10 protein-coding genes are annotated in these 12,436 nt (G+C 69.1%); 4 read left to right on the forward strand and 6 right to left on the reverse strand.

Translation table 11 applies throughout. From position 1 onward, the window contains the following. Positions 1-18: 18 nt before the first annotated feature. The 3 genes from ACWGIG_RS04165 to ACWGIG_RS04175 all read right to left on the reverse strand — a co-directional run bounded on the left by ACWGIG_RS04165 (position 19) and on the right by ACWGIG_RS04175 (position 5,552). Positions 19-513 carry a phage terminase small subunit P27 family gene (locus ACWGIG_RS04165; RefSeq protein WP_453319946.1) on the reverse strand — a complete coding sequence of 165 codons (495 nt, stop codon included), beginning with the start codon at positions 511-513 and terminating at the stop codon, positions 19-21. A gap of 1,882 nt (positions 514-2,395) precedes the next feature. Next, on the reverse strand, positions 2,396-2,749 hold the full coding sequence (locus ACWGIG_RS04170) for an HNH endonuclease (protein WP_453319947.1): 354 nt from the start codon (positions 2,747-2,749) through the stop codon (positions 2,396-2,398). Positions 2,750-3,803: 1,054 nt separating this feature from the next. Next, positions 3,804-5,552 (reverse strand): recombinase family protein, encoded by a 1,749-nt coding sequence (locus tag ACWGIG_RS04175; protein ID WP_453319948.1) that lies wholly within the window; start codon positions 5,550-5,552, stop codon positions 3,804-3,806. Here ACWGIG_RS04175 and ACWGIG_RS04180 point away from each other — a divergent pair, their 5' ends adjacent. Then, on the forward strand, positions 5,553-5,891 hold the full coding sequence (locus tag ACWGIG_RS04180; RefSeq protein WP_453319949.1) for an antibiotic biosynthesis monooxygenase family protein: 339 nt from the start codon (positions 5,553-5,555) through the stop codon (positions 5,889-5,891). Between the two features lie 32 nt (positions 5,892-5,923). Here the strand turns inward: ACWGIG_RS04180 and ACWGIG_RS04185 are convergent, their stop codons facing one another. Both ACWGIG_RS04185 and ACWGIG_RS04190 read right to left on the reverse strand, forming a co-directional pair. After that, entirely contained in the window at positions 5,924-6,586 is a 663-nt protein-coding gene (locus ACWGIG_RS04185) for a hypothetical protein (RefSeq protein ID WP_453319950.1), read from the reverse strand. Between the two features lies 1 nt (position 6,587). Next, complete coding sequence (locus ACWGIG_RS04190) at positions 6,588-7,256, reverse strand: hypothetical protein (RefSeq protein WP_453319951.1); 669 nt, start codon at positions 7,254-7,256, stop codon at positions 6,588-6,590. A 108-nt stretch (positions 7,257-7,364) separates the two neighbouring features. Between ACWGIG_RS04190 and ACWGIG_RS04195 the strand changes: the two genes are divergently transcribed. After that, positions 7,365-7,850 carry a GNAT family N-acetyltransferase gene (locus tag ACWGIG_RS04195; protein WP_453319952.1) on the forward strand — a complete coding sequence of 162 codons (486 nt, stop codon included), beginning with the start codon at positions 7,365-7,367 and terminating at the stop codon, positions 7,848-7,850. A gap of 132 nt (positions 7,851-7,982) precedes the next feature. On the opposite strand, the gene ACWGIG_RS04200 is transcribed toward ACWGIG_RS04195, so the two are convergent. Then, on the reverse strand, positions 7,983-10,127 hold the full coding sequence (locus tag ACWGIG_RS04200; RefSeq protein WP_453319953.1) for an MDR family MFS transporter: 2,145 nt from the start codon (positions 10,125-10,127) through the stop codon (positions 7,983-7,985). A 122-nt stretch (positions 10,128-10,249) separates the two neighbouring features. On the opposite strand from ACWGIG_RS04200, the gene ACWGIG_RS04205 reads away from it, so the two are divergent. After that, a complete protein-coding gene (locus tag ACWGIG_RS04205) occupies positions 10,250-11,488 on the forward strand; it encodes a peptidoglycan-binding domain-containing protein (RefSeq protein ID WP_453319954.1) in 1,239 nt (412 codons plus the stop codon). Between the two features lie 267 nt (positions 11,489-11,755). Continuing rightward, positions 11,756-12,418 carry an HAD-IA family hydrolase gene (locus ACWGIG_RS04210; protein ID WP_453319955.1) on the forward strand — a complete coding sequence of 221 codons (663 nt, stop codon included), beginning with the start codon at positions 11,756-11,758 and terminating at the stop codon, positions 12,416-12,418. Positions 12,419-12,436 lie beyond the last annotated feature (18 nt).

Here is a 12,436-nt window from a genome sequence, read left to right on the forward strand (position 1 = left end):
GAGAGTGCTGGGACTGCGTCAGTCCCAGAGGTCCGAGTCGTCCTCGGGTTCGGGGACAGTGATGCTGGTGCGTGCGCTGGGCGAGAGTCCGAGTTCGCGGATGTACCGGGCGAGCTGCCCCCGGTACTGGGTGGCGATGGTGGCGGCGCCGTTCTTGACCGTCCCGCGCTCGGCGGTCACCATCAGCCCGCGCTCTGACAGGTCACGTTCTGCCTGGTCGATGCGGGCGACGCAGACGCAGAGGTCTTTGACCGTGGTGTGGTCGACGTCTCCGATTCCGGCTGCCACTTCCAGGATCGGAACGACCCGCCGCCATTCCTCCGAAGCAACGGCGCGACAGCGGGAGTTCGCCGCTTCAACGGCGCGATCGGCGGACGGCGTGAATACGTCGGACCAATTGGGTTCGGTCAGGATGGCGCGTGGGACAATTACGCCTTCAGTGATATTGGATTTCGACGGGTTGCCCTCGCGCGCTCGCTGAATGGCTGGTTTTGGTCTGTATCTATCCGCCATAGGCTCCCGCCTTTCTGCTGTCTGTACGGACTTGAATTTCCAATAACGTCCACAGCTCCGGCGCGAAAGAATCTCCTCCCTGCCGTGCTTCTAGGACGGTGGAGGGGGGCCCTGCCTGGGGGTGGGGTCACTGCCGGCGGGGCTGGACCCTCTCGGCAGCCCATCCGCCCGGCTGGTGCTTCGCGGTCTCCCGGTTGTGGCACGACGTGCACAGCGGACGCAGATGCTCGAACGCATCCGGATTGACCACACGCTGCGCGAGCAACTGCCTACGACTCAAGGGGAAGTGGTCGGCCACCGTCGCAGTGCGCGAGCAGAGCACGCACCACGGATGCGTGTACAGGTACCGCTTACGGATCAGCGGCCACCGTCGCCCGTACGCGCTCGTCCCCGGTGTCACCCGCTGCGCGTTCGCTTCCTTCTCATGTGCGGGGCAGCGTCCGCCAGTTGTCAGCTCGGGGCACCCCGGGACAGAGCACGGGGGGGCGGGTTTTACGGGGCAGGGGGCACCTCCACTCACGGAGGAACTCGCCACAAAAGACCAACCCACAAATTGCAGCTTCACCGATTGCGGCATTTAGTCCCTATGGGCTATTGCGGGTAGCCTGCTTTTGCTATGCACTCCACACTGAATCTGCGCTGAACTGTGCGGCATGGAAAAGAGCAACGGCGTTAGTCCCGCATTTTAACTCCGCTGCGGTGGGCTCCACTTGACCGTTCAGCGCGTGCCCGTGTGGCTCGTCTCGCTCGTCACCGCAGCGGGCAGCAGCGGAGCAGCCTGGTGGGCGGGTCAGTGAGCCGGACAGCGCCCACCAGTCGTCAACTGTGACCTTCGGGGCTGGAACGATAAGGCGGGGCGCACGAGCATCGGGGGAATCCCCTAGAGCGCATGCGCCCGTGCGAGGCGGGGGAACAATACCCCTATGGGCGTGTGGGGAACGTTGATAGCGACCGTTGCTGGTGCCGCGATTGCTCTCGTGGGGCAGCACTTGGTGAAACGCGCGGAGGAACGAACCCGAATCTCGGAGCTGCTACTAGAGCAGTGCGCCGTGGTAGCGGCATCCTCAGCAGAGTTTCGAGATCATATCTGGGAGGAACGTCAACTGGGCTTAGAGGGACGGGTAGCTAGTTGGGATCTCTCAGCCCTGAGAATGGCAACAGCCCGCGTGCACATACTTGCGAACGATCAAGCCTTACTGACGTCACTGGAGCAGCTGAATAGGGCTGGTCGGAGCATGGGAAGCTACTGGCGTCAAGGGGACGTGAACGACGCTCGGTATACCGAACTTTGGGACCAGCACGGCGCCGCTGTGAAGCAGTTCCTATCGGCGAGCGGAAATACCGTGCGCCGCCGTCTGTCTTAATTCTGAACATTGGTTCAGCGCATATGAATGGGATGTACGAAGGTGGTCGGGGTTAGCGGGGTGTGGGGAATCGAACCCCGTTGCAGCCGGTTTCGTGACAGGTGACTAGCCCGCCCTACTCGCCGCCGCGTGCACCGTGCACCCCTACGCACCAGGGACGACCGGTCAGAGTCGACCCGGGGCGGTTCTAGGCGGGGCAGCGCTCTCAATGGACTACAACCACCGAGTCATCCCGCCCGCTAGCGCGACAGGCAGCACACGCGACCCGTAGGTATCTGGGCAGAGCCCCCCTGTCGCCGTTCTGGTAGGCGGGCTACCAACGGCGGACCCGGTCCATGGACTACAACATCAAAGTGATTTAGCCCACCGGGATGTCAGGCACCCCGAAGTCTGTAGCCGTGCTCGTCGAGCACACCGGCGAGAACGTCCCCGCACCCTTCCGCCGGCGAAGCGCCACCGTCACCGTGTCGGCAATCTCGGAAAGCTCGTCCGGCCCGTGCTCGTGCGTCTGGTCAACCTCACTGATGTACGGCAACGCTGCCCCCAAAGTCCGTAGCGGTCTTCAGTACGTGGCACGGTCGGCAAAGCACTTGAACGTTGGATGCCACGTCCTCGCCCCCGAGGGACAGCGGACGAACGTGGTCGACGTCCACCGCATCCGCCGGGAAGTCTTCCAAGCACCAGTCACACCACGCGTGACCCTTGGCCTGTAGCCGCTTCCGCAGAGCCGCAGCACCCGCATGCCGCTGTGCCGATCGCTTACGCTGCCGGTGACGGGAGCGAACCGCGGAACGCTGTTCGTACGCCTGGTGGTGTGTGTGGCAGCGTCCCCGGTGGGTTGCAAGCTCGGTGCAGTCGGAACAGCGCGTCATGTCGGCCCCCGTTGTCGTTCTCGGCGGGCAACCCCTTGGTCCATGTGACCGTGCCCATGGGGACCGTCACGCTGCCCAACAGGTTGCCCGTTGTCGTCCTGGTGCTCGTCCTCGCTGGCAACACCGGGCCGGACACGGTGGGGACTGCCGGACCGTTTCCCCCTGCCCGCGAGCCTGGCTCAAAGGATGGGTCGAACAGTCAGGCAGTCCCCGCGCCCCGCACGGCTGTAGTCGGCGTGTGCAGAGCAGCAAGTGAGAGAGGCAGGCACTCGGTCCGCCGGTTTCCCCCGTTGGGTGGGTGCGCGGTAACCCGCTCGCTCTCTTGCACCAGTGATAGGGACCAAAGGTTTCCCGCACTCCGCATCGAGCGGAGAACCGTGGATCCCTGTCCCTCTGGTTCCCTACCGATAGGGACCAAAGGTTTCCCGCACCCCTGCCGGGGTTCGCCGCTGGTCGACCCGAAGCGATGACGGGATGACGTTCAAGGTGCTGTCTTGGTTTCTCTCTATTTTTTTCTACGTAATCAAAAACAACCCTCGAACTGTCATACCGTCATGCCTCCCTCGCTGGTCGGGGCAGCCCGGGGCACCGGTGTGCGGGCATGGGAAAGCCCCGGCGGTCACGGGGACTACCGGGGCTGGCGGCAGGTTCGGTTGGGCGTCGAGCGGGTGCCCGGTCGCCCGCTCCCTCTTGTCCCAGTAGTAGGGACCGATGGGGGTGCGCGTCCTGGCCGCGTGTGCCGTAGACGGGCTGCTCCTGGTTTGTCGTTGGGACCCCACAAGTAGGGACCAGCGGGGGTACGCAGCGGGCAATCGGTGTTGCGGTGTCGGCTGTGACCCCGGTTTCTCTTCTCTACTACTTTTTCTATGGGTTCTAAAAAATGTCGAAACTCGACACTCTCAACACCCCTTCGTCTCTCCGCTGTAGGGCAACCCCGCCCGAGGACGACATGGCAGGCCCCGGGTCACCATCCGAAGCCGTAGATGCCCCAGGAACGCCGAACGGCCCGCCGCCGGAATCCCAGCAACGGGCCGCGAACGGCGCTCAGTCAGGCTCAGATCGCCTCGTCTTCGGGCGACTCCGCCCACCTCACGATCACGCGGTCAGTCGTGTTCGCGTTCCGCCCTCTGCCCACCGACTTGGCGATCCTCACCGAGTCAACGAACAGCGCCAAGAACTCGCGCTTCGTCTTGAGGTCCCACGCCGACCAGGTCGACCCCTCCCCTACTGGGTCCCCCTCAGTATCGGTCCACTCGCTCGGAATCCGGATGCTCTGGCTTTCTGCCGAGTCGAGTTCGGCAAGCCGCTCTGTCACACGTGCCTCATGGGCAGTGAGCCGTGCCATGGACTCCTGGAACATCTGTGTTCCGGTCTTGTCGTCGTACACGCCCGCCAAGCGGTCCGTGTGCAGGATGCGACGTGACTCCCGAACGTGCTCCAGCTCTGCCCTGACGGCCGCGCGTTCGGCGTCCCGCTGCGAGGTGTCACCCTGGCGGGCAAAGCGGCGGGATGCCTCAGCCAACCATTCAAGGTCGCCCGGGTCATCGGGGTCCATGGCGAGCAACCGGGCCCACACCAGACCCGCCGTCACCTTGTCCGCCGCATCTTGGCCAATGACCAATCCACCATGCCCCGCCACAGCGCCCGTTGCCCGGTTGCACTTGTAGTAGAGCTTTTCGGCCCGCCGATCAGCGACCATCACCGAGCCACACACGTCGCAGAACAGCAGCCCTTGCCCTGCCAGCAGCGTGGGCACGCTTCGTCCGCTACGCACGACCGTGTGCGTCCGTCCGTCCAATACGTCCTGGAGCTTCCACCACTCTTCAGCAGGGATCAGCGCGTCGTGTGCCTGGAGGGGTTGCCCGTCGTCGTCCCGCAGGATGACGCGCCGGCCCGCCTTGCCCGGCACCTTCTGTCCGTCAGCATCCCGAGTCGGCTGCACACGTCCCTGCCACTCGATCGCGTACCCGGCAAGACGCGGGTCCCGAAGGATGCGCAGCACGGTGGACGACACCCAGGAAGGGCGCTCCACCGCCTCAGAAGTCCCCCGAGCACGGCGCGCTGCGAGCCGCTTCACGCCCGACTCCCCCAAGGTGGTCGCTTTGGTCGGTGCAGCGTCCTCATTGAGTCGTTTGCCGATCTGCGAAGCCGACATGCCGTCCACCGCCCACTTGACCATCTCGCGGACGTACGGGGCTTCCACGGGGTCCGGGACGAGCCGGATGACGGACAGCTTGCCGTTCGTACGGCGCTCCGTCGTGAAGCCGTACGGGGCGACTCCGGCCACGTGGCTACCGACCCGTCGCAGCGTGTCTTTCGTCGCCGACACGTACGCGGACTTCATGTCGGATTCCTGCTGCGCAAGACCCGCGATGATGGCCAGGATGCCGACCCCGACCGGGGTTGAGGTGTCGAGATACGGTTCTTCGACGCTCACGAGCCGGACCCCGTAGGACTCCAACTCTTCGATGATCCGCATGGCTTCGAGAGCGCCACGCCGGGTGAGGCGGGACAGCGAGAAGACGACCACTGCGTCCACCTGCCCGGCTCGCACGGCTGTCATCATCTCTTCGAAACCGGGTCGGTGAATGCTCGGGTCCCACCCGGATTTCCCGACATCTTCGAAGTGCCCCTCGTCGGACCAGCCTTTCGTCGCGATCAGCGACGCGCACCGTTCACGCTGTGCCATGGGAGAACCCTGGGAGTCGTCTTCACGACGCTTTGACTGACGTACGTAGGACACTGCACGTACACGATCAAGACCAGGTGCAGTGCCTGGCCTGTGTTTCCTGAGAGGTGCCATGTGCCAAGCGTAGTAAAGATCAACGCACTGACCGTGCCCGCCGAGCAGCGGGAGGTCCTGGAGAAGCGGTTCTCGTCGCGCGCCGGGTCCGTGGAGAACTCCGACGGGTTCGAGTGGTTCGAGCTGCTGCGTCCCGTCGAGGGCACCGACCAGTACCTCGTGTACACGCGCTGGCGTGACGAGGAGTCCTTCAAGGCGTGGATGGAGGGCCCGATGAAGGAGGCCCACCAGCGCGGTGCGGGCAGCGGAGAAGGCGGCGAGCGTCCCAAGCCCGCCGCCTCCGGCTCCACGGTGTGGTCGTTCGAGGTGGTCCAGCAGGCCGGCCCGAAGACCGCCTGAGACCGCCCTGCCCTGCAGTTGCTTCGTCCGGTCTACATCTGGAGCAGCCGCTCCGTCACCTCGCGGTACTTGCGCAGGGCGACCCGCAGTTCCTCCGTCTCCGCCTCGCGGCCCTCGGTCTCCCAGCCGCCCCGGAGCGAACGGCGGTGCTCGGCAAGGGTCTCCGCGACGTGACGGGTGGCCTCCTCCAGTACGTGGTCGGCCTCCTCGACCGCGCGCCGCGGCTCGTCGACGAAGTGGTTGACGGCCTGCTGGAGGCGCAGCCCCAGCTTGTCGCGCTCACCGTGCGGCAGGAGCTGGGCACCCCTTCCGGGCCGGTGCGCGGTGGCGCCCGCGTGCGGTTCGCCGCCGGGGCCGCGCTCCTGGCCGGGGCTCTGTACCGGCGGAACCGGCGGAGCCTGCCGTTCCTGGCCCTGCCGCTGTCCCGGGACCGCGCCCGGACCCTCCGGCGGCCTGTGCAGCGGGCCGATTTCGTCCGATCCGCCTGCCCCCGTCACTCCGAAGTCCCTTGCACTGCGTCCCTGTTGCCCGGCCCGTACCGGGTCGTGCAGCGCGTCCGGCTCTGCTTCCGCACCGCGCTCCGACGGGGTCGGAACCCGGTGTGCCCCGGCGCCCCTGCCCTGCCCCTGCCCCTGCCCCTGCCCCTGCCCCTGCCCACTGTCCGCGGGCCTTTCGTTTCCGGCTCCGTACGTCATGTCAGACTCCCGTCCCCTTGGTGGGCCGGCCCAGCGGGCGCGGCCGGTGCGAACCCGAACCGTGCTCGTCCCTGCGGTGACCGTGACCGGCGCCGTGCTCGCCGCGCTCCGGTCCGTGGCCGCCCCGGTGCTCCGTGACCAGCGACTCGAACAGGGCGCGGGCCTCGACCACGGCCTCCCGCATCTCCTCCGTGGCGCTCTCCTCCGTACCGCTCTCGCCGCGCGCCGCGCGCCGCACCCTGCGGAACCCGTCGACGTGCTGGGCGTGGTGCACGGACAGCGCCTCGATCTGCTCGGTCCCGTCGTCCGGGTAGCCCCGTTCGACCGCGACCGCCGACAGCAGCCGGTCCGCCTCGGCGACCGCCTTCTGCGGGGAGTCGACGAACTGCTCCTGCACACCGGCCCACAGGGCCACGTAACTCTCGTGCCGCTCCCGCGGCAGCTCACGCGGGCGGAAGTCGCCGTACCGCTTCACCCGCTCGCCCAGCTCCTGCTCGGTGGCCTTCGTGTCGCCTCCGTGCCGGGCCAGCACCCTTTCGTACTCGGGGCCGAACCGCCGCTTCAGGCTCCCGCCGCCCACCCGGCCCCGTCCGGGACCGAGGAAGACGACAGCCGCCGCGACGGCGATCACGACCACCACGATCAGCACAATGATCAGGACTGTGGACATGTTCTGCCTTTCCGGTACGTGGCCCGAAAGCCCGTTACGGGCCCCTCGCCCACCGGGTAGCCCGTATTCCGGTGGCCAAACGGCCGTCGCTTCGGGTACAGAGATGCGATGACCTGGATCATCACCACCGAGCACCCGCGCACCCCGGACGCGACCACGCTGCGCCGCGACTACTACGACGAGGTCGCGAGCCGCTACTGGGAGCGCCCCGCCACGGAGCAGGAGATCGACGAGGGTCTGACCGACGACGGCACGGACCTGCTGGTTCCGCCGACCGGCACGTTCGTCGTCGGGCGCCACGAGGGCAAGCCTTCGGCCTGCGCGGGGATGGTCCTTCTCAGCGCCGAACTGGCCGAGCTGACAAGGGTGTTCGTACGCCCCGAAGTGCGCGGGACGGGCGGCGGCGGGCGGTTGCTGAAGGCGGTCGAGGAGACCGCGCGCGCGTTCGGCGCCAAGCGCATCCAGCTCGACACCCGCAACGACCTGGTGGAGGCCCGCGGCCTGTACACCAAGCACGGCTACCGGGAGGTCGAGGCACTCAACGCGAAGCGGTACGCGGAGCACTGGTTCGTGAAGGACCTGACGCAAGCCTGATGGGGACCTGCGCAGGCCTGCTGAACACCTGCCGCAAGCCCGACGAGGACCTGCCGAGGCCTGATGGGGACCTGCGCAGGCCTGGCGAGGACCTGCCGCGAGGGCGTGCGGCAAGGACGTGCCGCGAGGATTTCAGCGGCCGCGGTGTCCGAGCCGTTCCCTCCGCAGCTCCGCCGTCCCCGTCGGCCGCTCCGCGTCCGACCCGCACATCTCGCCGCTCAACTTCTCGACCAGCTCGGAGAGTTCGTCGTACCTCTCCGGCACCCACCAGTCGCCGAGCAGCTCCGCGAGGGACTCCTCGCGGGCCACCGCCAGCCGGTCGGCGACGGCCGCGCCCCGGTCCGTCAACAGCAGTGCGAGCCCCTCGCGCCTGGCAAGACCGCGTTCCTCGGTCTGCCGCGCCGCCTCCCGGATCACTTCCGGGGGTACGGTGCTGCGCTCGGCCAGCAGCGCCGGCTGGACGAGCCCGCCCCGGCGCATCCGCAGCAGCAGCCAGCTCGCGGCGGGGAGGTGGTCGTACCCGGCCCGCGCGGTGATCTTCTCGTAGGCGGCCCGGCGCCCGTCCCGGGTGCCCAGCACCGACAGGGCCCGCGCCACCTCGTCGTGCGAGGACCGCTCGACGGGGTTGCTGGCGAGGGTCTGCGACGCCTCGGGGGCGGTGACGGAGCCGCGGAGCCTGTCCTCCTTGAGGAACCACGCGAGGACGAAGGCGACGAGCCCGACCGGGGCCGCGTACAGGAACACGTCGGTGATCGCGGAGGAGTACGCGTCGAGCACCTCGGGCCGGAGCGCGGCCGGGAGCTCCGCGATGGCGCGCGGGTCGGACTCCAGCCGGGCGGCGTCGATGCCGGGCGGCAGCTGCTGCCCGGCCAGGGCCGCGGAGAGCTTGCCGTCGAGCCGGCCCGTGAAGACCGTGCCGAAGATCGCGACGCCGAACGAGGCGCCGATCGACCGGAAGAAGGTCGCTCCCGCCGTGGCCACGCCCAGGTCCTCGTACGGCACCGCGTTCTGCACGATCAGCACCAGGACCTGCATGACGAGGCCGAGCCCCGCGCCGAAGACGAAGAAGCTCAGGCTCATCTGCAGGGTGCTGCTGGTCGCGGTCAGCTGGTGCAGGAGGTACAGACCGACGGTCGTGACGGCCGTGCCGACGACGGGAAAGACCTTCCAGCGGCCGGTCCTGCTGACGATCTGTCCGGACCCCGTGGTGGAGATCAGCATGCCGAGCACCATCGGCAGCATGTGCACACCGGACATGGTCGGGCTGACCCCGTGCACGACCTGGAGGAACGTCGGCAGGTACGTCATCGCTCCGAACATCGCGAAGCCGACCACGAAGCTGATGACCGAGCTGAGGACGAAGGTCCGCACCGTGAACAGCCGTGGCGGAAGCACTGGTTCCGCCGCCCGCCTCTCCACGTGCACGAAGGCGGCGAGCACCACCACGCCCAGCACCCCGAGCCCGACGATCTGCGGCGACGCCCAGGCCCAGGTGGTGCCGCCGAGGGAGGCGATGAGGACGAGGCAGGTGGCGAGGGAGGCGATGAGGAAGGTGCCGAGGTAGTCGATGCGGTGCTTGGTGCTGCGGACCGGAATGTGCAGGGCGGCGGAGATGACGACGAGGGCGACGACGGCGACGGGCAGGTTGATGTAGAAGACCCAGCGCCAGCTCAGGTGCTCGGTGAACAGTCCGCCGAGGAGCGGCCCGAGCACGCTGGTGGTGCCGAACACGGCCCCGAAGAGCCCCTGGTACTTGCCGCGCTCCCGGGGCGCGACGAGGTCCCCGACGATCGCCATGGCGAGCACCATCAGCCCGCCGCCGCCGAGCCCCTGCAGCGCCCGGAAGGCGATGAGCTGCGGCATGTTCTGCGCGATGCCGCAGAGCACCGACCCGACGAGGAAGATCACGATCGCCGTCTGGAAGAGCTTCTTGCGCCCGTACTGGTCGCCGAGCTTGCCCCACAGCGGGGTCGCGGCGGTCGCGGCCAGCATGTACGCGGTCACCACCCACGAGAGGTGGTTCATGCCCCCGAGATCGCTGACGATCGTCGGCAGCGCGGTCGACACGATGGTCTGGTCCAGGGCCGCCAGCAGCATGCCGAGCAGCAGCGCACCGATGGAGACGAGCACGGCACGCTTCGGCTGCCCCTCACCGGGAGCGGGCGCGGAAGCAGGCGCATGAGCGGCAGCGGGACCCCGCGGCGGTTCCTGGCCCCGCCGGGCCGGTGTCTCCTGCGGTTGCTGCGGCTGCGGTGACTGCCGATCCTCCTGAGCCATGCCTCCATCCTGATTGTTTTGTACGGATACGGCCTGCCGAGCGGGCCCTCCCGCCGGACCTGACCATTGGGCCCCGGCGCCGGGGTCTGCATAATCGCTGGCAGTTCGAGGGAGGGGACCTCATGGAAAACGGACACCTATGTCCTGAATGCGGTACGGAACGGGCAGCACCGGACGGAAACAGACCCGGCCCGGGCGCCCCGGTCTGCGACTGCGCCCGCCGGGCCGCGGACGCACACCATGCGGAACGCACGGCGGCGATAGCCGACGCGGAGGACTTCAACCCCCTCCGCATCCGCCCGTACGTGAACCTGGGCCGCCCGAAGGACGACACCCCGCCGACCACCGCGACGCTTCCGGCATGCGAGGAGCGAGGCCCCGGAGGCGGGGCGACGGGGGCGGCGCACCTGGCACCGGGGGCCGCGCGCCCGGCACCCGACACCTCACGCCCGGCACCGGACGCGGCGCACCAGGCAGCGCACCAGGCACCGGACGCCGCACACACGGCACCGACTCCGGCGCCCACCCCGCCTTCCGGCCAGACCATGCCGCTGCGCGCGGTCCCGGCCGCGCACGCCGACGGGTCGAACCGGTACACCGAAGGATCGGCCGCTCACGCCGACAGACCCGCTCCGTACACCGACGTACCGGCTCCGTCCGCCGACGGACCGACCCCGTACGCCGCCCATCCGGCCCCGGACCCGGCCCCGTACACCGACGGCCCGACCCCGCACCCCGACGAACCGCCCCGCCGCCGCCGAGGCCGGGCCGCCGTCCTCCTGGCCGCCACGGCCGCCGCCGCGATCCTCACCGGCGCCGCCTTCGCCGTCGGCGCCTTCGACAGCGACACCGGCGGCACCCGCGCGCTCCCCGCAGGCGGCACCCCCACCGCGACCCCCACACAGGTCACCGGATCGAGCGCCGGGAGCGCCCCCTCGCACACCGCCTCCGCGTCGGCCTCGCCGACCGCGAGCGCGTCCCGTACCTCGCGCCCCACACCGACCCGCGCGACCCGCTCGGCGACCCCCACGCGCAAGCCGACGCCCCCTCCGCCGAAGGCGTCGAAGACTCCGACGGCCCCCGCGTCCTCGCCGGTCGCCCCGCCGCCGCCCGAACCCTCGCAGGACACTCCGCCGCCCGGCTCCCTCAGGGAGGGCTCCACGGGCCCGGACGTGCGGGAGCTCCAGGACCGGCTGTCCCAGGTCTGGCTCTACAACGGCGCGCTGAACGGGCGCTACACCTCCCGCGTCACCTCTGCCGTCGCGTCGTACCAGTCGCGCATGGCCATCGACGACGACCCGGCGGGCGTCTACGGCCCGGCCACCCGCGCCTCCCTGGAGGCCTACACCGACGAGCCGTGACCCGCCCGGCGGCCCAGCCGTGACCCACCCGGCGGCCCTGCCCCTCGACTTGCCCCGCGACGCACTCCGCGGCCTGCCCCACGCCTCGCTACCCGCCCGGCCCCGTGACCCACGCCTCACTCCGCATCACGGAGACGGGGTGGCGCGAACCCCTCCCGGTTTTGTATCGTGCAAGAACAAAGTGGTTCCGTCCGCGTACCCTGACCGGTGGACGGAACCGCTTGTTTCTTTCCGCAAGCCCGCGCCCCCAGCGCCCTGGAGTCCGACATGCCCAGCACCACCGTCCTGCCCTTCAAGGCCCTCCTCCTGGACATGGACGGCACGCTCGTCAACTCCGACGCCGTGGTCGAACGCTGCTGGCGGGAGTGGGCCGTGGAGCACGGCCTGGACCCGGTCGAGGCGCTCAAGGTCGTCCACGGCCGGCAGGGCTACGCCACGATGGCGGTCCTCCTCCCGGACCGCCCGACGGAGCTCAACCACGCGGACAACAAGGTGATGCTGGCCAGGGAGACCGCCGACACCGACGGTGTCGTCCCGGTACCCGGCGCCCCCGCCTTCATGGCCGCGCTGGCGCACCTGCCGCACGCCCTGGTCACCTCCGCCGACGAGAAGCTGGCGCAGGCCCGGATGACGGCCGCCGCGCTGCCGATGCCGACGGTGCGGGTGACCGCCGAGCTGGTCGGCGCGAGCAAGCCGGACCCGGAGGGCTTCCTCAAGGGCGCCGCCGAGCTGGGCTTCGACCCTGCCGACTGCATCGTCTTCGAGGACTCCGGCGCGGGCATCGCGGCGGGCAAGGCGGCCGGAATGCGCGTGCTGGGCATCGGCCCGCGCGCGGGCGCGCACGACCCGACGGAGCTGGTGGCGGACCTGACGCAGGTACGCATCGAGACCGCCCCGGACGGCACGACGGCCCTGCACATCACGGTCTGATTCCGCGTACGTGAGAGG

Source organism: Streptomyces sp. NPDC054863, assembly GCF_053610825.1.

Excerpts from the sequence above, each read along its gene's own strand:
- ACWGIG_RS04165 (WP_453319946.1), bottom strand. The coding sequence starts at position 513 with ATGGCGGATAGATACAGACCAAAACCAGCCATTCAGCGAGCGCGCGAG.
- ACWGIG_RS04170 (WP_453319947.1), bottom strand. The coding sequence starts at position 2,749 with ATGACGCGCTGTTCCGACTGCACCGAGCTTGCAACCCACCGGGGACGC.
- ACWGIG_RS04175 (WP_453319948.1), bottom strand. The coding sequence starts at position 5,552 with ATGGCACCTCTCAGGAAACACAGGCCAGGCACTGCACCTGGTCTTGAT.
- ACWGIG_RS04185 (WP_453319950.1), bottom strand. The coding sequence starts at position 6,586 with ATGACGTACGGAGCCGGAAACGAAAGGCCCGCGGACAGTGGGCAGGGG.
- ACWGIG_RS04190 (WP_453319951.1), bottom strand. The coding sequence starts at position 7,256 with ATGTCCACAGTCCTGATCATTGTGCTGATCGTGGTGGTCGTGATCGCC.
- ACWGIG_RS04195 (WP_453319952.1), top strand. The coding sequence starts at position 7,365 with ATGACCTGGATCATCACCACCGAGCACCCGCGCACCCCGGACGCGACC.
- ACWGIG_RS04200 (WP_453319953.1), bottom strand. The coding sequence starts at position 10,127 with ATGGCTCAGGAGGATCGGCAGTCACCGCAGCCGCAGCAACCGCAGGAG.
- ACWGIG_RS04205 (WP_453319954.1), top strand. The coding sequence starts at position 10,250 with ATGGAAAACGGACACCTATGTCCTGAATGCGGTACGGAACGGGCAGCA.
- ACWGIG_RS04210 (WP_453319955.1), top strand. The coding sequence starts at position 11,756 with ATGCCCAGCACCACCGTCCTGCCCTTCAAGGCCCTCCTCCTGGACATG.